At 62.6% G+C, this 19,186-nt stretch carries 20 protein-coding genes; 9 read left to right on the top strand and 11 right to left on the bottom strand.

Features of this window, described 5'->3' with window-relative positions; translation table 11 throughout:
• The first annotated feature begins 228 nt into the window (after positions 1-228).
• Together YUA_RS0117820 and YUA_RS0117805 are read left to right on the top strand one after the other, a co-directional pair.
• A complete protein-coding gene (locus YUA_RS0117820; RefSeq protein WP_027531920.1) occupies positions 229-1,476 on the top strand; it encodes an NRAMP family divalent metal transporter in 1,248 nt (415 codons plus the stop codon).
• Between the two features lie 496 nt (positions 1,477-1,972).
• Positions 1,973-3,187, top strand: coding sequence for a mandelate racemase/muconate lactonizing enzyme family protein (locus tag YUA_RS0117805; protein WP_027531919.1), 1,215 nt, complete (start codon positions 1,973-1,975; stop codon positions 3,185-3,187).
• A gap of 2 nt (positions 3,188-3,189) precedes the next feature.
• Here YUA_RS0117805 and YUA_RS0117800 read toward each other — a convergent pair whose 3' ends face one another.
• The 4 genes from YUA_RS0117800 to rocF all read right to left on the bottom strand — a co-directional run bounded on the left by YUA_RS0117800 (position 3,190) and on the right by rocF (position 6,528).
• On the bottom strand, positions 3,190-3,474 hold the full coding sequence (locus tag YUA_RS0117800; RefSeq protein ID WP_027531918.1) for a hypothetical protein: 285 nt from the start codon (positions 3,472-3,474) through the stop codon (positions 3,190-3,192).
• A 115-nt stretch (positions 3,475-3,589) separates the two neighbouring features.
• A complete protein-coding gene (locus tag YUA_RS0117795; RefSeq protein WP_027531917.1) occupies positions 3,590-4,132 on the bottom strand; it encodes a c-type cytochrome in 543 nt (180 codons plus the stop codon).
• Entirely contained in the window at positions 4,119-5,390 is a 1,272-nt protein-coding gene (soxC, locus tag YUA_RS0117790) for a sulfite dehydrogenase (protein ID WP_027531916.1), read from the bottom strand. The genes YUA_RS0117795 and soxC overlap by 14 nt, the downstream gene beginning before the upstream one ends.
• 160 nt (positions 5,391-5,550) lie before the next feature.
• Positions 5,551-6,528 (bottom strand): arginase, encoded by a 978-nt coding sequence (gene rocF / locus YUA_RS0117780; RefSeq protein WP_027531915.1) that lies wholly within the window; start codon positions 6,526-6,528, stop codon positions 5,551-5,553.
• A 280-nt stretch (positions 6,529-6,808) separates the two neighbouring features.
• On the opposite strand from rocF, the gene YUA_RS0117775 reads away from it, so the two are divergent.
• A complete protein-coding gene (locus YUA_RS0117775; RefSeq protein ID WP_371259895.1) occupies positions 6,809-7,030 on the top strand; it encodes a hypothetical protein in 222 nt (73 codons plus the stop codon).
• A gap of 20 nt (positions 7,031-7,050) precedes the next feature.
• On the opposite strand, the gene YUA_RS0117770 is transcribed toward YUA_RS0117775, so the two are convergent.
• Positions 7,051-9,795 (bottom strand): EAL domain-containing protein, encoded by a 2,745-nt coding sequence (locus tag YUA_RS0117770; RefSeq protein WP_027531913.1) that lies wholly within the window; start codon positions 9,793-9,795, stop codon positions 7,051-7,053.
• 64 nt (positions 9,796-9,859) lie between these two features.
• Positions 9,860-11,053, bottom strand: a complete 1,194-nt coding sequence (locus tag YUA_RS0117765; protein ID WP_027531912.1) for a FecR domain-containing protein — start codon at positions 11,051-11,053, stop codon at positions 9,860-9,862.
• 130 nt (positions 11,054-11,183) lie between these two features.
• Between YUA_RS0117765 and YUA_RS0117760 the strand changes: the two genes are divergently transcribed.
• The 3 genes from YUA_RS0117760 (at position 11,184) to YUA_RS0117750 (ending at position 14,564) form a co-directional block, all read left to right on the top strand.
• On the top strand, positions 11,184-12,980 hold the full coding sequence (locus YUA_RS0117760; RefSeq protein ID WP_027531911.1) for a ShlB/FhaC/HecB family hemolysin secretion/activation protein: 1,797 nt from the start codon (positions 11,184-11,186) through the stop codon (positions 12,978-12,980).
• 142 nt (positions 12,981-13,122) lie between these two features.
• Positions 13,123-13,953: an alpha/beta fold hydrolase gene (locus tag YUA_RS0117755; RefSeq protein WP_027531910.1), complete on the top strand. Its 831-nt coding sequence runs from the start codon at positions 13,123-13,125 to the stop codon at positions 13,951-13,953.
• Between the two features lie 290 nt (positions 13,954-14,243).
• Entirely contained in the window at positions 14,244-14,564 is a 321-nt protein-coding gene (locus YUA_RS0117750) for a cytochrome c (protein WP_027531909.1), read from the top strand.
• A 182-nt stretch (positions 14,565-14,746) separates the two neighbouring features.
• Here the strand turns inward: YUA_RS0117750 and YUA_RS0117745 are convergent, their stop codons facing one another.
• The 3 genes from YUA_RS0117745 to YUA_RS0117735 all read right to left on the bottom strand — a co-directional run bounded on the left by YUA_RS0117745 (position 14,747) and on the right by YUA_RS0117735 (position 16,288).
• Positions 14,747-15,103, bottom strand: coding sequence for a phasin (locus YUA_RS0117745; RefSeq protein ID WP_027531908.1), 357 nt, complete (start codon positions 15,101-15,103; stop codon positions 14,747-14,749).
• A 146-nt stretch (positions 15,104-15,249) separates the two neighbouring features.
• Entirely contained in the window at positions 15,250-15,435 is a 186-nt protein-coding gene (locus YUA_RS0117740) for a hypothetical protein (protein ID WP_027531907.1), read from the bottom strand.
• Between the two features lie 388 nt (positions 15,436-15,823).
• Complete coding sequence (locus tag YUA_RS0117735) at positions 15,824-16,288, bottom strand: hypothetical protein (RefSeq protein WP_027531906.1); 465 nt, start codon at positions 16,286-16,288, stop codon at positions 15,824-15,826.
• Positions 16,289-16,482: 194 nt separating this feature from the next.
• Here YUA_RS0117735 and YUA_RS0117730 point away from each other — a divergent pair, with 194 nt between their 5' ends.
• Positions 16,483-16,839 (top strand): hypothetical protein, encoded by a 357-nt coding sequence (locus YUA_RS0117730; RefSeq protein WP_027531905.1) that lies wholly within the window; start codon positions 16,483-16,485, stop codon positions 16,837-16,839.
• A 46-nt stretch (positions 16,840-16,885) separates the two neighbouring features.
• Here the strand turns inward: YUA_RS0117730 and YUA_RS0117725 are convergent, their stop codons facing one another.
• The gene (locus YUA_RS0117725; RefSeq protein ID WP_027531904.1) at positions 16,886-17,449 is read right to left on the bottom strand and encodes a hypothetical protein; all 564 of its coding nucleotides are present in this window, start codon (positions 17,447-17,449) and stop codon (positions 16,886-16,888) included.
• 49 nt (positions 17,450-17,498) lie between these two features.
• On the bottom strand, positions 17,499-18,032 hold the full coding sequence (locus tag YUA_RS0117720; protein ID WP_027531903.1) for a GcrA family cell cycle regulator: 534 nt from the start codon (positions 18,030-18,032) through the stop codon (positions 17,499-17,501).
• Positions 18,033-18,194: 162 nt separating this feature from the next.
• Here YUA_RS0117720 and YUA_RS0117715 point away from each other — a divergent pair, with 162 nt between their 5' ends.
• Positions 18,195-18,803, top strand: coding sequence for a S24 family peptidase (locus YUA_RS0117715; protein ID WP_027531902.1), 609 nt, complete (start codon positions 18,195-18,197; stop codon positions 18,801-18,803).
• A 100-nt stretch (positions 18,804-18,903) separates the two neighbouring features.
• Positions 18,904-19,179 (top strand): hypothetical protein, encoded by a 276-nt coding sequence (locus YUA_RS0117710; RefSeq protein ID WP_027531901.1) that lies wholly within the window; start codon positions 18,904-18,906, stop codon positions 19,177-19,179.
• The last annotated feature ends 7 nt before the right edge of the window (positions 19,180-19,186 follow it).

Raw genomic sequence — 19,186 nt, 5'->3', positions numbered from 1 at the left:
TCGCGCGCAGCGACAAGCTAGGTCACGGCCTTGTCTTGAAGCGAAGCTAGACCGCCGCCGGAGAAAGACCGTGGGCACCGCATGTCGCTGGCCGGCCGAGGAACTTTCCGGCTATGATGGCGCTTGAGCCTTGAATTCGTCATTTCCGGAAGGTCAGCCCTGTCGAACCGATCGCACCACCGGCCCACCAAGCACGGCCGCCCGGACGCGCCGGCGAAGTCCGCTCCGATGTGGCTGCGGCTGCTCGGTCCCGGACTCATCACCGGCGCGGCCGACGACGATCCGTCGGGTATCGCGACCTATTCGCAGGCCGGCGCGCAATTCGGTTACGGGCTGCTCTGGACGGTGTTCCTGACCACGCCGTTCATGATCGCCATCCAGCTCGTCAGCGCGCAGATCGGCCGGGTCACCGGCAAGGGGCTGGCCGCCAACATCCTGCAGCTCGCGCCGCGCTGGATCGTGATGGGACTCGTGGGGCTGCTCGTTGCCGCCAACACCTTCAACATCGCCGCCGACATCGCGGCGATGGCGGAGGCGCTCTCGCTGGTCATCGGCGGGCTCGACCACGAGCACGCGCTGATCTTCGCGGCGGGCTCGACCCTGCTCCAGGTGTTCGTGCCCTATCGACGCTATTCGCCGGTGCTGAAATTCCTGACGTTGTCGCTGTTCGCCTATGTCGCCACCGCCTTCACCGTGAAGATCCCGTGGAGCACGGCGCTGCTTGCCACGGTGTGGCCGAAGGCGACCGTCAACGCCGATTATTTCATGATGGTGGTCGCAGTCGTCGGCACCACCATCAGCCCCTATCTCTTCTTCTGGCAGGCGTCGCAAGAGGTCGAGGAGATGAACCAGGGCAAGCGCGACAAGCCGCTGCGCGACCTGCCGAACGGCGGCGATCCCGAAATCGCGCGCATCAGGGCCGACACCATCGTCGGCATGCTGCTGTCGAACGGCATCGCCTTCTTCATCATCCTGACCACCGCCTCGGTGCTGAACGCCAACGGCGTCACCAGGATCAATTCGGCAACGGAAGCAGCCGAGGCGCTACGGCCGCTTGCCGGCGACTTCACCTTCGCGCTGTTCGCGCTCGGCATCATCGGCACCGGCCTTCTGGCGATCCCGGTGCTGGCGGGTTCGGCGGCTTATGGCGTTGCGGAAATTTTCGGCTGGCGTGCCACGCTGGAGGCAAAGCCGGAGAAGGCGGTCGGCTTCTACACCATCATCGCAGCCGCGACCGTGATCGGCTTCGGGCTAGGTTTCACCGGCATCAGCGCGATCCACATGCTGGTGTGGAGCGCCGTGCTCAACGGCATCGTCGCTGTCCCCATCATGGCGATGATGATGCTGATCGTCTCGAACGGCACAATCATGGGGCACTTCAGGGCCCGGTCGTGGCTGGTCGTGCTGGGCTGGCTTGGCACGGCGCTGATGGCGACGGCCGTCCTCGCTTTGCTCGGCTCGTCAGCGATGGGTTAGTGCGGCGACAGCGCCGCCGAGATCTGCGAGGCGATGACGAAGACGGCGAGCACCGCCGGCACACTGATGAACCGCAAGAACTGGTCTACCGAAAGCATCGTTGTCTCCCCAAAGACAAAAGCACCTTCGCCCGCCGCGCTACTCAACCCCTTGCGCGACGTGCTGGTCGGCTGTCAGAAACCGATCGGAAACGGCGGCCCCACTCATCGTGAGGAGCGCCAAAACCGAAATCATGGCCAAAAACTGCATGCCTCCTTGATCAGTTCCGATCGCGGCCCAAAAAAGTCTGGGCTTGGCGCTATTTCGGGACGATCCCAAGAAAGATCACAATTCGCCGGATTCTACGGGATTTCGGCTAAAGCGGCCGAAAATCGACGCTCGGCCAATTGCTTGCGGGCTTCACGGCGGTCGGTCGTTAGCCTAACAATTGTGGCTGGGCTCGGGCTTGCGGCCGGCCACAAGAAAAACAGCGCCCGGCGGGGCGACAGGGAGCGACATGACAAAATCATCAAAAGCAACAAATCTCGAGATCCTCGCCTGCGACGCCGGCTGGAGAAACTATCACTTCGTCAAGGTGACGACAGAAGACGGCGTCGTCGGCTGGAGCGAGTTCGACGAGGGCTTCGGCTCGCCCGGCGTCGGTGCCGCGATCCAGCGGCTCTCCGCCCGCGTGATTGGCCAGAACGTCTTCCAGCATGAGCGCATCCATGTCGAGCTGTTCGCCGCCACACGCCCCGCCGCCGGCGGCGTTGTTGCGCAGGCGCTTGGCGCGATTGAAAACGCGCTGCTTGACGCCAAGGCTAAGTGCCTCGGCGTGCCCTGCTACGAGCTCCTCGGCGGCAAGATCCGCGACCGTGTCCGGGTCTACTGGTCGCATTGTGCGACCTGGCGGATCAATCATCCCTCCTGGTACAAGCCGCCGATCGAAAACCTCGACGGCGTCAAGGCAATGGGCCGCGAGGTGCGCGAGAAGAAGTTCACCGCGCTCAAAACCAACATCTTTTCCTATGACGACGGCAAACCGATCGGCTGGCGCCCCGGTTTCGGCTCGCCCTTTGCACCCGAGATCAATGTCGACCGCAAGATCCTGCGCGACCTGCGCATGCATTTGGAAGCGATCCGCGACGGTGCGGGTCCCGACGTCGACATCCTGCTCGACTGCAACTTCAACGCCAAGACCGAAGGCTATCTGAATATCCTGCGCACGATCGCCGATCTCGACATGTTCTGGATCGAGATCGACAGCTTCAATCCGCAAGCCCTCGGCTATATCCGCAGGCAGAGCCCGCATCCGATCTCGTCCTGCGAGACGCTGCTCGGCTTGCGTGAATTCCTGCCCTATCTCCACGAACAGGCGATGGACGTCGCGATCATCGACACGCCCTGGAACGGCGTGTGGCAGTCGATGAAAATCGCCTCGGCCGCGGAAGCCTTCGAGGTCAACGTCGCGCCGCATAATTTCTACGGCCATCTCTGCTCGATGATGAACGCGCATTTCTGCGCGGCGGTGCCGAACCTGCGCATCATGGAGATCGACATCGACCGCCTCGCCTGGGACCGTGAGTTGTTCACACATGAGCCGGAGATTCAGAACGGCCATCTGATCATTCCGGACCGTCCGGGCTGGGGCACCGAGCCCAACGAGGAGGCCCTTCGCGCCCATCCGCCAAAGACCACAAGCGGGCTCCTCAGCTACGGCCGCAAGAGCTGACGCTACGGCGTTACCGGATTGACGGTCGGGGAGGTCTTTGGCCCCGGCCGCTCGGGCTCAACCGGCGATTTCGGTTCGGTCGGAAGCACCTTGGCGCCTGCCGCGTGGGCGGCTTCGCCCGTGGTCGCATACATCGCCACATGAGCCGGCTGGGTCTTGGCGCGGTTCCACGGCCCGTGATCGACGATCAACATCGCAGCAATCGTCACGCCGGCAACAATCAACGCGATCACGCCTGGATGGCGAAGCGCCGAGGACATGGAGTTTGCGAAGCGGTCAGTTGTCATCGAAAGACCCACACATTTTCTTCTCGCAGGTTAATTCAAATGCGGCCCACGAGTTCCGCGCTGTGACTTAAGCAAGTTCCAAGCCATTGCACGGAACTTGATCATTTCGGTTCGTTCACTTTTTCACGTCGGGACGCGCATCACCGACGAACTTGTCGCGATTCGGCATTTTGATCGCCGCAAGCGATTTCGCATCGAGCGTCGCATCCGCTCCTACCAGCCCATTCAGGTTCAACACATAAGCGGACACCGCGTAGACGTCTTCATCACTCAGCGACTGTGGCGCATTCTGCGGCATGGCGCGACGGATGTAATCGAACAACGTTGACGCATAAGGCCAGTAGCTTCCGACTGTGCGGATCGGCTTGGCGGTCCCGATCGTGCCCTGCCCACCGACGAGGCGATCGCCCAGACCGCCCTCGCCATTGTCGCCATGACACGACGCACATTGCTGAGCGAACACCTCGCGTCCATGACTGACCGAACCGCTTCCCTTCGGCAGATTGCTGCCATCGCGCCCGACATCGATATTCCAGCCTGCGATCTCGGCCGTCGTCGCCGGCCGCCCGATACCATAACGACTTTGCGCCCGCGCAGTGCTTGCCGAAGCACAGAGCAAGATTCCGAGGACGACGCCGCAGACATCACGCCAGAGCATTGGTCACCTCCCCGTCGGCAGCGATGCGCCAGGGCCAGATCGCATTGTTGTGGTAGAAGTAATTCTCGCCGCGTACCGCAAGCAGCTCAGCGAGCGTCGGCTGCACATACTCTGTTTCGTCGATTGCGCGGCTCTGGATCACCGCAGGCTTGCCGTCCCATTGCCAGGGCAGGCGGAAGCGCGTGAGGGCACGGGTCAGCACCGGCTCCTGCAATTGCGCATCCTGCCAGGTCTTACCATCATCGACGGATACCTCGACCCGCTTGATCTTGCCATGGCCACTCCACGCGATGCCGGTGATTTCGTGGAAGCCGGGGGCGTTGAGACGCTGGCCGCCCGAGGGACGCGTGATGATCGACTTCGCTTCCATGTAGAAAGAGAACTCTCGTGCCGAGCCGTCCGGCAGGAGATCGGTGTACTTGGAGGTCTCCTCGCGCGAGTAAGCGGGCTCCGCCGTCACGTGCAGGCGCCGCAGCCACTTCACGTTCATATTGCCTTCGAACCCCGGCAGGAGCAGCCGCAACGGATAACCCTGCTGCGGACGAAGCCGCTCGCCGTTCTGGCTATAGACGAGCATGGCATCCTCGAGGCACTTCTCGATAGGGATGCTTCGGGTCAGTGCTGCCGCATCGGCGCCTTCGGCGATCACCCATTTGGCTTCAGGCTTCAATCCGGCCTCCTGGAGCACCAGCTTCAGGCTGACGCCCGTCCATTCGGCACAACTCAGCAGACCGACGAGGTCCGACGCCGTCTTGCCATAGGGCTTGGTGTAACCGGGGTTACCAGAACATTCGAGAAAGTGGATACGCGACTCCGATGGGAAGCGCCGCAGATCGTCCATGGTGAAGATCAAGGGCCGTTCGACCAGGCCGTGAAGCATCAGCCGGTGCTGCGCCGGGTCGATGGTCGGAACGCCGCCGTGATGACGCTCGTAAAACAGACCGTTCGGCGTGATGATGCCGTCGAGCTCCTGCAACGGCGTCCGGCCAGACGCGGAGATGTACTGTTTGAGGTTCTTCGAGATGTTCTTGACGACGCCTTTCTCGAACGACGACGGCGCACCGTAGGGCTGGCTTCCCATCGGATCGCCCGGCGCTTTCATCCAATCCGGTACGTTGGGCGGAAGATTTTCGGTCTCGGCGGCGGCTGATGCACCGGCTCCTAGGACAACGCCACCTGCCACGGCGCCGCCCCCTTTCAGGAAGCGGCGACGTGTTGTCGGTGCGGATTTGTCGCGGGTATCGATCGTGCTGCTCATAGCGGACCCTCGGATGAAGCTCGGCCCGCATGAAACCTTTCGCGAAGGACATTTGCAATTCGCGTGCATCTCAAAAGCAGGCGATTTCGATCAGGACTGACCTAAATCCGCCGGCCGCGACGGCAGTTCCATTCTTTGCGATGCACAAACGGCTCGCATGTCACTCACCCGGCGCGATTGCATTGCTGGGTGTCGGCCGATCGGTGATCTGCTGGCCGAACAGGCTGCCGATCAGTTCGACCGCGGTGCGTGCAGTGCGGCCGCGCTCGTCCAGGAACGGATTTAGCTCGACGATATCGACCGACCCCACCACGCCGGAATCGTGCAGCAACTCCATGATCAGATGCGCCTCGCGATAGGTCGCCCCTCCTGGCACCGTGGTGCCGACACCAGGTGCGACGCAAGGGTCGAGGAAATCGACATCGAAGCTGACATGCAGCACGCCGTTGCTCGCCCTAACACGCTCGACGACGCGCCGAATCAGTACCGCAACGCCGAACTCGTCGATCTGGCGCATGTCGACAACCCTGATCCGACGTGCGCGCATCAGCTCCTTTTCGAGCTTGTCGATTGAACGCGCGCCAAACAGGTCGAGCCTGTCCGGATCAATCGAAGCGCGCGGATCATCGCCCAGAAGACCATCGAGGCCCGGCTCGCCGCACAGGAACGCCGCCGACATCCCGTGCATATTGGCTGTGATCGTCGTCTCCGGCGTGTTGTAATCGGCATGGGCATCTAGCCAGAGCACAAAAAGCTCACGTCCGCGCTCCTGCCAATGCCGCGCCATCGCATTGACCGAACCCATGGACAGCGTGTGATCGCCTCCGAGGAAGATCGGCAGGGCGCCGGTTTGCGCAATCTCATAGCCGCGACGACTGAGCAGGCGCGTCCAGCGTTGGATTTCGCGGTAGTGATTGGCCTTCTCCGGCGGCCTGTCGGTGAGATCCCTGACCTCGGCCACGGAGAGATCGCCGCAGTCGACGACTTCGAAATCCAGGCTTTCGAGCAATGTCGCTAGGCCGGCGGTGCGCAGCGCCGCAGGGCCCATCAAGGTGCCGCGCTGTGAAGCGCCCATATCGATGGGCGCACCCAGCAACGCGATGCGCCGGGCTCGATCCGTGATGGTCCGATCGGTCACGACAATCTCCTCAGATCAGCAAGGCTGCACCAGCGTAACAGAGATTCGCATCCGTCGTTTCACGGGGAGCCGGAACAAACTCCCGCGCACCGCATTTTCTCTGCAAGGCCGGCACCCGCCGTTCAAAACGGCGCCTGTCGCGGATAGCCAAAGGTCTTCGGGCCCGCTGTTCAAAACGAGCGCACGCGCGGATAGCCAAAGGTGCCGGCCTCAGTTTCTTCGTCAGGTCTGGAGGTCGCGCTTGAGCACGGATATACCGCAGCCTAATCCTCAGCCAGGCATGGCCGAGCGCGCCATTGATGCGGCGACCGACGTGTCCCACACCATCGGCGAGGTCGCCGGAGGTTTGCGTGCTGCCGTCGATCGCCTCACCTACGCGATCGACGAGGCGCGAAGGCCCGGACGGCCGCTCTCGACGGTGGCGGCGATCACGCGCGAAGCTCCCTTGGCCAGCCTGTTCGTGGCTTTCCTCTTTGGCGTAGCGGTTGCGCGCCGGCGCTGACAGTCGAAGACCTAGACCGTTCAGGCAGCGCTGACAGCTTCGAACTCGACCGCCAGAAATTGCTTTTCGAACGCGTCCGCAGGCATCGGACGGCCGAAGAAGTAACCCTGCCCTTCCTCGCAGCCCATGCTGACCAGGAAGTCTGCGGTAGCGCGATTCTCGATGCCTTCGGCAACAACCGTAAGACCGAGCTGCCTGCTGAGACCGATGGTCGAGCCGACGATCGCTGCGTCATCGGAATCTGTGAGCAGATCGAGCACGAACGAGCGGTCGATCTTGAGCCCGTCGAGCGGAAACTTCTTCAGGTAGCTCAGGCTTGCATAGCCCGTTCCGAAGTCGTCGAACAGGATGCGGACGCCGAGTTGCTGGATCCGCTTGAACATGTCGAGCACCCGGCCCTCGTCGTGCAGCAGGATGTCCTCGGTGACCTCGATCTCGAGCAGCGAAGGGGTAAGTCCCGTCGTCCTCAGCAACTCCCCGACCGAATGCGCTAGGTCGCCGGAGTGGAGCTGCGAGGGCGAGAGGTTGATTGCAACGCGTACAGCGTTGCCCGAGAGCTCCCACGCACGCGCCTGCCGGCCGGCGGTCTCCATCACCCAGTTCGCGATCCGCTCGGACAGTGCCGAGGTATTCACCACTGGCATGAACTCCCCGGGTGACACATAGCCGCGCGCCGCGTGCCGCCAGCGGATCAGCGCTTCGGCTCCAATCAGACTGCCGTCGATCAGGCGAACCTGGGGCTGGTAAAACAGCTCGAACTCACCCCGGTCCGCGGCATGCGCCAGTTCACTCTCCAGCGTCAGCCGGCTCTCCAGCTCCTGCCTGATGGTGCTCTCGAAGATCACATGGCTGCCACGCCGGGTCGCCTTGGCGCGGCTCAGCGCCAGATGACCGTTGCTCAGGAGATCATCCGCGTTCTTTCCGCCTTCCGGATAGACCGCGACGCCGATGCTGATCCTGACGCGGTGCTGGCGCGTTCCCGTCACGAGCGGCGCCTCAAATGCGCGCGCAATTCGCTCGGCGAACGCGGCAATCGGCTCGTCGCTCTCCGCGCAATTCAGCGCCATCGCAAACTCGTCGCCGCCGAGGCGGGCGACGATCGCCTTGCCATCGACCTCGGTCCGCAGGCGCTCGGCGACAGCCTGCAGCACGAGGTCGCCGGCCGAATGTCCGAGCATATCATTGATGCGCTGAAAGCCATCGAGCCCAAGCACGAGCAGTGCGGCCTCGGAGGACCGCCGCTCCGCCGCGATGATCAGGCTCGACAGCCTCGCATGGAGCGTATTGCGGTTGGCAAGACCGGTCAGCGCATCATATTCGGCAAGATATCTGACGCGCTCGGCCTCGCACTTGCGCACGGAGATGTCGCGCAGGATCGCGCCGTATTGGAAGCCCTCCGTTCCCTGCCAACCCGAGAAGCTCGCCTCGACCGGGAAGGTTTCGCCATTCTTGCGCCGGCCCTCGAACTCCACGACGATGGCCCCGCCGGGGATCAGAAGTGCCTGCCGCGCGGCGTCGCGGATGGCAAAGGTCTTTGTGCCAGCTTCCGTCGCGATCGCGCAAAGCATTTCAAACGGGCGACCGATGATTTCGGTCGGCATATAGCCGAAGATCGCGCTCGCGCCGGGATTCCAGACCGTGATCCGGTGGTCTTCGTCGGTGCAGACAAGACCATCGCCGAGCGACATTGCGATACGGTGAAAGCGGCTTTCGGCGATGCGTCCCAACAGACTGCGGAAATCGATCTCGTCCAGCGCGATGGCCGTGAGATAGGCGACGATCGCGATGTGGAATAGCGACGTGTCGATGACGAGCGGCCAACGCTCCTGTACAAGAACCGCAGTCAGTTCGACGCCCGCTCCGGCCGCGACCAGGATCGCGACGCGGACACCCGGCGCGACACGGCGCCATGAGTACATCATCAACAGGCAGATCACGCCGAGACTGGCGATCATGCCGGCGTCGGACGTCCAGCGCAACATGCGGTTCTGCAGGACCGATTCTGCCGCCAATGCCTGAAGGACGGGCCCCGCGACAATGCGGCCATTTGGAACACTGAACCGGTCGCCCAGTTCGAGTGCCGTGGCACCGACAATGACCTTCTTGTCCCTCAGCTTGTCGAGCGCCGCGGCGTCTCCCCGGAGCACGTCGACATAGGAAACGCTCGGAATGGACGCCGCCCGAATGCTGAAGTCGATCAGGAAGGGCGGCCGCCGATTGGCGTCCTGCCCGGCCAGCAAGACGGCCATCGACGGCATCTGCACATCGCCGAGCTTCTCCCCGACCGGATAGCGACGAACGAGCCCATCGGACTCGACCGCGACATTGACGACAGCCGGCCACGACTGGTTGCCGAAAGGCTTCAGCGGACGATTGATGTGAGCCGCACCACCATTGGGCGTCGGCTGCTTAAAGGACGGCAGGATTGTCGAGCCGCCGACCTCCCGAAGCGCCTTGAGGAAGGCCTCGTCGGAGGCCGGATCGGACGGCGAACTGAAATCAATGTCGAAAGCCACGTCCTGCGCGCCGGCGGCCTCGAGCCTGTGCAGGAGGTCAGCGTGCAGGCTGCGCGGCCAGGGCCACACGCCGATCTGATCGATCGAGGGGGCGTCGATAGCCACCACGACGACGTTGCCGCTCGCAGAGCGCGGCTCCCACGCAAAACGCAGGTCGGTGAGCGCGTTGCGAAGCGAGCCGTGCCATCCCGTCGACAGCACGACTGCCAGCGCGATCACGACAAGGATATGTGGCCGATAGCGCTTCACCTGGCTCCCCTGCACTGGCGGCGCTCGCCGCCAAGTGCTCCCCCTTTATGACGACGGCACGGTCCTAGTGATGCTTGTACCAACCGTAGTGGTTGCCGTTGCTGCCGCCATTCCCGTTTCCGTTGCCGTTGTTGCCGTTGCCGCTATTGCCGTTCCCGTTGCCGGTCGCGCCAGACCCACCGCTTCCGGAATTCCCGCTAAGCGCATCGATGGTGGACCCGACGGTGGTCGCAACTGTCGTCGTCACACTCGATGAGGTTGATGAGGCGCTGGAAGCGGGTGCGCTGCTGCTCACGGTGACTGCCGTGACGGTGGTGCTGTTAGCGGCGGTGGTCGTCGTGCTCGACTTGCTATCGCTCCACACCGTGTCGGTGCTGGCATTCGCGTTACGCACCCGCCCCGGCGCGACGGCGTCGTGAGCGAGCCCATGCGTGACCTTGTCGAAGTTCAGCTTGATCTCGCCAAGCGAACTCGAAATGCGTACCACGCCGGTCTTGAGCGCCTGAGCTCCATTTGCCTGGCGCAATTGCGTCGGTCCGCCGGCCGTCTTGGTGCCGATCGTACCGAGCGCCTGGATCGCATGGCCGTTCGCCGCATTGCGCGGCACCGGCAGGCCCGACTTCGGCACAGGGACGCGCTCGATCGTCGAAGCGCGCGGCTTGCCTTGCTCGATTGGATTGAGCGTGCCGGAGCCGCTCAAGCTGAGACCGGGCTTGCCGTGCTCAAAGGCGGTGGCCACCTGTCCCGGCATGACCTGGGCGATCTGGCCGGTCTTGAAATCGGAGACCTCAACCTGGCCGCGGAGCACGCCAACCTTGGTGCTGCCTGCCCCCACCGTGACGCTGAAATGCGTGCCCTTGACCACCGCAGCAAGATAAGGCGTCTCGACCTCGAAATGCTTGACGTTGCGCTTCTCGACCTCGAGCAGGATCGAACCCGCCTGCTGGATGATGGTGGTCGAAAGTCCCTCCTTCTTCTCGGCCGGCACGCCGACCACCGAGTTGGGAGAGATCAAAATCGTCTCTTCGCCGCGAACGAGCAGCACGCGGCCGTTGCGCCCGGTGCGAATGGTATCGCCCGGCTTCAGCGTCTCTTCCTGGTTCAGCGACACCTGCTGCGCGCCATTGGTCGCGAGCCAGACCTCGCCCGATGACTTGCTGACCGACCAGACGCCGTCATCCGCAGCGGATGCACCGGACGCCGTCCCCAGGATCAGCGCTGCCATAACGGCGCACCGCATTCCAACTCTGCCCAGCATGACGATCCTCGGTCCGCATTACAGCCAGTCCTGAGGCGTATGCGAAATCACTCAACATAGACTTAGCGGGACGAGGACAGCGGAGCGGCCGCATTAACGGTTCATTGACCATAAAAAACTATGAGAAATCATGCAGCTAACGAACCCTTACCGGCTCATGGGCACGTCTCCGTCATACTACGGAGAACAGCTGGTTGCGCGCGTTGAGAAGCGGCATCTCCTTACAGCGCTGGTGCTGATGGCACCGATCTTCACGGGAATCCCGCAGGCGCTCGCGCAGCAGGCGAACCAGCCGGGGTTCGATCCGCGCCAGCCTGAGAAGTATTTTGAGAACCAAACCGATCAGGAATCTCTGGGCCGGCCTCCGGTGAAGCTGCCCTCGATCGGCCAGCTCAATACCGGCGGGGATACCAGGCCGCAGTTCGTGCTGCGCACTATCAACGTCAGCAGCGCCCACATCATCCCCCACGATCGCATCGCCGCGGTCTACCAGACCTATCTCGGCAAGAAGGTCTCGCAAGCCGACCTCGCCGCGATTGCCGGCGCAATCAGTGATCTCTACCGCGCCGAGGGATTCCATCTGAGCCGGGCGATCGTGCCGCCGCAGGACATCGCCGATGGCCGTGTCCGGATCCAGGTGATCGAAGGCGCTATCGTCGAGACCGAGCTCAAAGGCGATGGCGCAGAGCAGTTCGGCGTGAGGCCGATGCTCGGACCGGTCCTGGCCGAGCAGCCGTCGCGCCTGGCAACGCTCGAACGCCAGCTCTACCTCATCAACGGCAGGCCGGGTGTTCGGATCACTGATACCGCGCTGGAGGAGATCGGCGGAGCGACCGGTCGCTTCCGCCTCACTGTCCATCTGAAGACCTGGCATGTCTTCACCTCGTTCGGCCAGGACAATCTCGGCTCGTCGTCGGTCGGTCCGTGGCAGACTTACGCGACGGGCGCTTTCAACTCCTACCTCACGCCCGGCGACACACTCGCCGTCAACCTGTCGACCATTGCCAACGATCCGCGCGAGCTCGGCTTCGCACGGCTGTCCTATGACGCCCCGGTCGGCGTCGACGGCGTGCGGCTTGGTGGATCCGTCCTCTACAGCGCGGCCCGGCCGGGCGATGCCCGGCGCCTCGACAGCGACATCACCACGACCGAGGCGTTCGAGGTGCGTGCCAGCATCGTCCCGCTCCAGTCGCAATCTTCCTCGCTGACTCTGACTGCGGCCGCGACCTTCAGCAATGTGTCGGAGCACGATCTCTACGGCCCCTGGTACAACGACCACATCAGGACCGCGAGCCTCACCGCCGACTACCGCCTCCAGGATCGCTTCGGCGGCACCAACTACGCGACGATGACCTTTCGCCAGGGCCTCGACGTCTTCGGCGCCTCGCATTTCGACGATGATCTGTTGTCACGCAACGGCGCGTCCTCGAATTTCTCGGTGCTGAATTTCTGGTTCACGCGCTACCAAACCCTCAATGACGCCTGGTCGCTCAAGCTGTCTGCGGCGAGCCAGACCGCGTCGCGGCCATTATTCACCTCCCAGCAATTCTATCTCGGCGGCGCAGCCTTCGGCCGCGGCTATGGTGCGGCCGAGATCAGTGGCGACAACGGTCTTGCCGGCTCGCTCGAGCTGCACTTCGACCACCAGCTCAATTTCCGCTACTGGAGCGGCTACCAGCTCTACGCTTTCGGCGACGCAGGCGCAGTCTGGAACGACGGTTACCGGCTGAGCGACGGCCTGGCGCTGACGTCGGCCGGTGCCGGCGTACGGTTCTTCCTGCCACAAGATTTCCAGGCGGATTTCGGCGTGGCCGTACCCCTGAGCTACCGGGCGCCGGACAATGAGCGCCGCAGCCCGCGCTTCCTGTTCACCCTGTCGAGCGCGTTCAGGCTTTGCCCCGAACGCGGCAGAGGCGGCTGCCTCTAGCCGCGCGATCCTCGCCTCGATCCGGCCCTTTTGGGGTCCTTCTCACAAACTTGCCTAAATTTAATCCCGTAACGTGCTCACGATCGCTCGATCCGGACGTTTTCAATGGCCATGTTCAGTCAAAAGTGATTGAGACGGAACCATGAAGAGGGTGTTTGCAATCCTGGCCTTTCTCTGCGTCCTTGCGGCGGGCCAATATGTCGTCGTCAGCAAATTCGCAATCCGTCACGAGATGCTGTCCTTGTTCGACGCCGCGCGCCAGCGGCCGATCTCGGTCGAGATCGCGGTGCGGCGGGACTACGAGACCAAGGCCAATCTTGGCCTGTGGAAGCTTCCGGTCGCCATCATCAGCAACGGCAACACGGTCAAGGCCACCGAGTATTCCTTCCTCGCCAACGTGCTTGCCGCGCGCGGCTATCTCGTTGCCAGCATCCAGCAGGATCTGCCGAGCGATCCGCCCCTGATGACCCGTGTCGGCCAGAAATATGTCGGCCGGCGCGAGGTCTATATGCGTTGCGAGGCCAACATCCTCTACGTGCTGAACACGTTGAAGGGGCGACAGGAGAACGCTGACTACGATCACATCACGCTAGTCGGTCATTCCAACGGCGGCGACGTCTCGATGTATGTCGCCCAGCAGCATCCCGAACTCGTGTCGAAGGTGATCACGCTCGACAATCTCAGGGTGCCCTTCGTGCTCAACGACCGCATGAAGATCCTGTCGTTCCGCTCCAAGGATCCGCATTTCCAGACCGACCCCGGCGTGCTGCCGACGCCCGAAGAGGCCAAGGCGCGCGGCATCGACATCATCCATACTGGTGCGCAGCATACCGAGATGAGCGATCGCGGGCCCGGCTCGGTCAAGGAGAAGATCCAGGCGACACTTGACCGCTTCCTGCGCGACAGTGCCAGCAGCGCGCTCGCGCCGGCCGATACAACCACCCCGATGATCATGAACCCCGGCGACTACTAGCCGGGACGCTTTGCGGCAGATCAACGCAGCTCCATGCCGGCCACAATAGAAGGGCGGTACAGCATGGGAGAGGCACGTGTCGCACCATATCGAAAGGCTTGATACGGCGAGCCTTGATACTCGAGGCCTTGGTCTGCCTCCGGCGCGGGTGCCCGGGTTCGTACGCCATTTCTATCGTTCGGCTCGCAAGCTGCTGCGGTCGATCATCGCCCGCATCGACCTCTCGCAATTTCCGGGATCGTGCTGCGGCTAGGTACATGGTCCGCAATCGAATTTAGACAGGGGATCAGATGCGCGAACACGTGAGACGAGTTAGGCTTCTGGTCGCGACAGTCTCGGGCCTCAGTACGTCGCCCACTCTCGCGGCTGACGCCGATCACGGCGCCGATCTCGCCCGGCACTGGTGCGCGAGCTGTCATGTCGTGGCGAGCAGCCAGACCCAGGCCAGCGCCGACGTGCCCTCCTTCGCATCGGTTGCGCGCAGGCCTGATTTCAGCCCGGAGAGACTCGCCTTCTTCCTGCTCGACCCGCATCCGAAAATGCCGAACTTTCCCTTGAGCCGGATCGAAGCCGCCGACATTGCCGCCTATATCGGATCGCTGCGCCAATAGGCCGCGCCAAGCCCTCAAACTGCAAATCCCTGCCGGGTGAACCGGCAGGGATCAGCAGAAAGGATGACGGACGGCGAATGAGGTTCATCCGGTGGCCCATCATGGACCTGCACCGGAATTGAAATGCGCAGCGCGCCACTGCGCAAGATCTATTTGTAAGCACACGGCCGCTGCGCGGGAGATCAGAACTTTCCCTTGTCAGGATTTCCCTTGCCGGGCTGCATGAAGTTGCCGGTCATCTGACGCATGTGATCGCCGGCATTGGTGAACTGACTGCGCAGGAACTCGGACTGGATTCGCATCGCTTCCTGAAGATCGGTTGCGTGAACCAGCTTGCGAGCGTGTTCGAATGCCGCTTTCATGTTCTGCTCGGTGAAGGCGAGCGCCTGCTTGGATACGTCCGCACTCGCTCCGGGAACGGACGACATCGATTTGGTGGCGGCATCGAAAAACATGCCGAATGCCTTCTCGGCCTGGTCGATGGTTTTCTCAGCCAGGTCACGCAGTTCGGCCGGAACTTCGAGCTTCGGTTCGATCATGGTCGCACTCCTCCCTCTTTTTCCTGACTGATTATCACATTTGTCGCACCTCGTCCCAGCGGCCAAGCTCCGGCAACGGCTGCCACCTGGCGGTCCGCTTCCGGTCTGAAAGGTGGACAAAGGGTAATGTCGGCCCGTGACCGGGCTCAAGACAGCGGATGTTCGGGGATAGTTTCGTCGGTGACGAGGTCTTCGACGAGCTTGATGACCTCAAAGCGCTGCCGGGGGGCGAGCTTGAGAAAGGCGCGCAGCAGGCGGAGACTTTCGACGGTACCGTTCGCGGGTGCGCCGAGCTTAAGATGCAGTTCAGCCGCGAAATTGAGGTTTTTCATCTCGCACCTATGACAGGATTCGGCCCTTCGGGGTCGGACATCGGGAGCCCGATCGAGAACCGCACGCCGTCACCGAACGCCATGGCGACGAACTCTAGGTCGGAACACCCCAGCAGGTTGGCATGCTGAGCTGCAGATCTGGAGAGACTCGGCCGACCCGAGAAGTTGCAATTATGACAAGGAACAACCCCTAGAGCAAGCCAAACCGTCAGACTTAGCGATGCTTCATCGGCATCGTGCTACGGCAATTCCGGATAACAGGAATACGCGCTGCCGTCACCCACCTGCGTCAAGAAGCAGCAATCAGTCACCACACAGCCCTGATCGCTGTCAATTAGACCTGCGTTTCACCTTGTTTCCGGTGTGAACGGAGATTGGCAGCCGCGGACTAACGCTTCTTCAGTGTATACACGTAATCGTTGAGCCCGATTTCGGCGGTTGCATCGTCCACGAAATGAACGTCGATCTCGCACCCGGTCTCCAGCGTCCTGATGCGGGCCCCGGCAAAGCCGAACGAAGCGGCAAGGGCTTTGGGATCGGCCTTCTTGTCGGCGCGCTGCATCTCGTCGAATGCGCCCTGGAAGAGCATGTCGGGACCGTAGTCCGTCACCTTGTACTGTGGCCTGGCGCAGGCAAATGGACGCGGACCGGAGATCTCCCTGGCCTTCAGGACCACCGTCTTGCCCATCAGCCGCGCGCGCTCGGCATCGTCAGGCTTGCGGTGCGGATCAGCCCATGGCGCCACCACGGCCGTCGTCAGTGTCCAGCTGCCGATATAGAAGGGATCCGCAGCCACAGCGGGCCCGGCCGTACCGAGCCATGCGAACAGACAAATAGTGCGGGTGAATTTCATCCGACGAGTTCCCTTGTTCTCCCGGCTTGGACTCGCCGCCCCACGTCAGGGTTCATCGCTCCCCGATACTTCTCGCTCCGTGAACCGTTGTTCAAGATCGCACGACCAAGCCGTTGCGAAACGGCCACGCAGATCACGGGCGCCATGGCTGATGGACTGTTCGATTCGGGCGCGCGTCAGCAAAGGACGACAGCATGCTTTCTCGCTGCGATCTCACCAAGGGCGCCGCGGTTGCGCTTCTTACACTCTCGGCACAGGGCGCATGGGCGCAGGAGATCAAAATGAACCTTTTCAAGATCGTCACCATCAAGGACGAGATCATCGTCGGGCTGTCGCCCGAGGAGCTCCAGGCGCTCGGCGGCAATGACGCGAGCGCGGTCGCGCATGCACTGGCGCAGAAGGGCGACCTTACCGTCTGGCAATACAACGTGCATCGCGGACAGAACGGTGAGATGCAGCAGGCGCCAACCGCCAAGATCGGGCTGCTGGCCAACGCCTCGCTCCGCGTCGAGCCCTATACCACGCCCTACCAGATCATGCCGCATCCGTGAGGAACGACTGAAGAATGCCGGCGGCGAAAGCCGCCGGCAGCCTCGTTCAGCGACGCCGCGCCGATGCATCCGTCGCAAAGCCGTAGACCAGCGCCAGCCGATCGAGACATTCGCGAAAACGCCGTGCGAAATAGTCGTTCCAGCGCTGGGTGCGGACAGCGCGCCGCTGCCCGATCTGGTCCATGGTCAGGCCGAGTACCAGCACGTCGTGCACCAGCGCAGCACCGTCGGTGCCGAGCTCATGTTCGACCCGGTTCAGCCGCAACACGGCCTGGCGCTGGCTCTCGGTGACGGGCTCTCGCGAGCGCGTGCCATCGACATATTCGCGGGTCGGATCCACGGCCTGGGGGCCCCGCGCCGCTCTTTCCCAGTCGTTCTGGTAGGCGCGACCACCTCGATATTGCGCCTCGTCGATCTGGCGGTGCGAATGCAGCCGGCCGAGCGGATCGTTGCGAATCGACCGCATGGCCACGATCTTCTCGTCCAGATCGAGCGCCAGGGGATTATCGACCTCGACTTTCGTCACTTCCGCGTTGAACGGCAGATCGCGTGACCGCCGGTCGTGCAGCTCGGTCAATTTGTAGGACATGTTACGTCTGGCACGTGCCACTCGGATTCTCCTTGCGAGCTGGGATAAGAAGGGACACTGGCAGCATTGGTCAGGCGGCGGAGACCAGCCTCAGCACGACGGCACCGGCGGTACGGCCCGACGCGGCTCCGGGTCCGCGGGTCAGATGCGCATGCGGCGCGCAATAGCTCGAGCCGGGCTGACGCGGGTGACCGCAGAAGCTGATCTCCTCGCCCTCCTCGTCACCGCCATAGGGATAGCGGCAATCGCCACGCTCGAGCTCGAGCAGCGGCATCAGGCGCGGCCGGACGCCGACGCAGCGCAATTTGACCGGATTGGCCGGCTTCAGTGCCGATGGCGGCGGAAGGTTCAGGCCGGGTATTGCAACACGAGGCGGCGCGTGCAGACCGGACTCGCCCGGCAAGGACGGCACGATCGATGGACTCGTCATCCGTTCGGGCTCGGCGAGCCCGAGCCGCTTGGCGCGACCAACCACCGCATTGCGCGTGTAAGCCGTTCCAAACCTTGCGTTAATCTCCCTTCCGATCTCCGCATATGACAATCCCTTGAAAAAATAGTCGCGAAGCGCGTCGGAATGCTCCGACGACCAATGGCCCGGTTCCATGCTGCTGTCCTGTGATGCGCCCCGATCACACGATCCTGAGGCGGAACACACATTCCGTTATTCCGAAAGTAAAGTCAAGCTGGAATTCTGATATTCATAATTGCATCAATTCCGAATTTCGGATTACAAGAGGCAGAGCCATGGGCAATCGAGGGAATCACCATGTTGGACGTTGCAATGATCGAGCGGGGCCTGGAAAAGACGGGCAAGAGCAAGGGCGGATTGGCCGCGGCGATGGGCGTGCGCCCGGGCGCGGTGTCGGAAATCCTCGGTGGCGAGCGCCTGGTGAAGGCCTCGGAAATCATTCCGATTATGGAATATCTTGAGCTGAACCTCGCGCCGATCATGGGCCGCGTCGGTGCCGGCGCCGTGATCGAACCGGATGTCGAGCAGGTTCCGCCGGAGGGGCTCGGCGACATCGCGCTGCCCTTCCCGATCATGGAAGAGACCGTCGCCTTCGAGATCGTCGGTGATTCGATGCTGCCCAAATACGAAAGCGGCGACGTGATCGTGGTCTACAAGGACCAACGTCATCCGCTGTCCAGCTTTTATGGCGAAGAGGCCGTGGTCCGGCTCAAGACCGGCGAGCGCTATCTGAAGACCATCGAGCGGGGCAAATCTCCCTCCGTCGTCAACCTCAACAGCTTCAACGCCAAGCCGATCGTCGGCGTCAAGCTCGACTGGGTCGGAGAGATCTGCCTCTCGATGCCCAAGGGCCAGCTCGAGCGGCTGCGCGCCAAGTCGGCCCGCCCCCGCAAGAAGGGCCGGTAGGCGCCGATTTCTGTTTTTTGGAAATCAGACTTGACTTAATTCCGTTTTTCGGAAATACTCTGCCGCGCTCCAGGCTTTGAGGGCGCGGCAGGATCGTTTCATGCAGTATTTCGTCGTGATGATCGATTACGGGCGGCGCGGTCGCGAGGCCATCGTCGATCCCGAGATCACAAGACGCGAGGTCATCTCCCGGATCACCTCAGGCGAGTACCAGAACATCTCGTTCATCCACGAAATCGGAGAGAATTCGGTCGAGGACGTGACCGAGGCGATCCTGACGGAGGCCGCCCTCCCCCAGGTTCCGCCTGAGGACGTCGACCTCCATGCGATCCGTTTCGATCACGTCCGTGACTTGCGCAAGCACGAACGGACGTGACGCAGGC

It is taken from the genome of Bradyrhizobium sp. WSM3983, from assembly GCF_000473045.1.
In the GTDB taxonomy this organism is placed as follows: domain Bacteria; phylum Pseudomonadota; class Alphaproteobacteria; order Rhizobiales; family Xanthobacteraceae; genus Bradyrhizobium.
Note: the sequence above shows the minus strand (reverse complement) of the source record. Positions and strands in the feature narration are given on the sequence as shown.

What these genes read in the sequence shown, in the direction of transcription:
- YUA_RS0117760 (WP_027531911.1), top strand. Translation starts at nt 11,184, where the DNA reads ATGCAGCTAACGAACCCTTACCGGCTCATGGGCACGTCTCCGTCATAC.
- YUA_RS0117715 (WP_027531902.1), top strand. Translation starts at nt 18,195, where the DNA reads ATGTTGGACGTTGCAATGATCGAGCGGGGCCTGGAAAAGACGGGCAAG.
- YUA_RS0117745 (WP_027531908.1), bottom strand. Translation starts at nt 15,103, where the DNA reads ATGATCGAACCGAAGCTCGAAGTTCCGGCCGAACTGCGTGACCTGGCT.
- YUA_RS0117795 (WP_027531917.1), bottom strand. Translation starts at nt 4,132, where the DNA reads ATGCTCTGGCGTGATGTCTGCGGCGTCGTCCTCGGAATCTTGCTCTGT.
- soxC (WP_027531916.1), bottom strand. Translation starts at nt 5,390, where the DNA reads ATGAGCAGCACGATCGATACCCGCGACAAATCCGCACCGACAACACGT.
- YUA_RS0117805 (WP_027531919.1), top strand. Translation starts at nt 1,973, where the DNA reads ATGACAAAATCATCAAAAGCAACAAATCTCGAGATCCTCGCCTGCGAC.
- YUA_RS0117765 (WP_027531912.1), bottom strand. Translation starts at nt 11,053, where the DNA reads ATGCTGGGCAGAGTTGGAATGCGGTGCGCCGTTATGGCAGCGCTGATC.
- YUA_RS0117750 (WP_027531909.1), top strand. Translation starts at nt 14,244, where the DNA reads ATGCGCGAACACGTGAGACGAGTTAGGCTTCTGGTCGCGACAGTCTCG.
- YUA_RS0117710 (WP_027531901.1), top strand. Translation starts at nt 18,904, where the DNA reads ATGCAGTATTTCGTCGTGATGATCGATTACGGGCGGCGCGGTCGCGAG.
- YUA_RS0117735 (WP_027531906.1), bottom strand. Translation starts at nt 16,288, where the DNA reads ATGAAATTCACCCGCACTATTTGTCTGTTCGCATGGCTCGGTACGGCC.
- YUA_RS0117730 (WP_027531905.1), top strand. Translation starts at nt 16,483, where the DNA reads ATGCTTTCTCGCTGCGATCTCACCAAGGGCGCCGCGGTTGCGCTTCTT.
- YUA_RS0117775 (WP_371259895.1), top strand. Translation starts at nt 6,809, where the DNA reads ATGGCCGAGCGCGCCATTGATGCGGCGACCGACGTGTCCCACACCATC.
- YUA_RS0117740 (WP_027531907.1), bottom strand. Translation starts at nt 15,435, where the DNA reads ATGAAAAACCTCAATTTCGCGGCTGAACTGCATCTTAAGCTCGGCGCA.
- YUA_RS0117720 (WP_027531903.1), bottom strand. Translation starts at nt 18,032, where the DNA reads ATGGAACCGGGCCATTGGTCGTCGGAGCATTCCGACGCGCTTCGCGAC.
- YUA_RS0117800 (WP_027531918.1), bottom strand. Translation starts at nt 3,474, where the DNA reads ATGACAACTGACCGCTTCGCAAACTCCATGTCCTCGGCGCTTCGCCAT.
- YUA_RS0117820 (WP_027531920.1), top strand. Translation starts at nt 229, where the DNA reads ATGTGGCTGCGGCTGCTCGGTCCCGGACTCATCACCGGCGCGGCCGAC.
- YUA_RS0117755 (WP_027531910.1), top strand. Translation starts at nt 13,123, where the DNA reads ATGAAGAGGGTGTTTGCAATCCTGGCCTTTCTCTGCGTCCTTGCGGCG.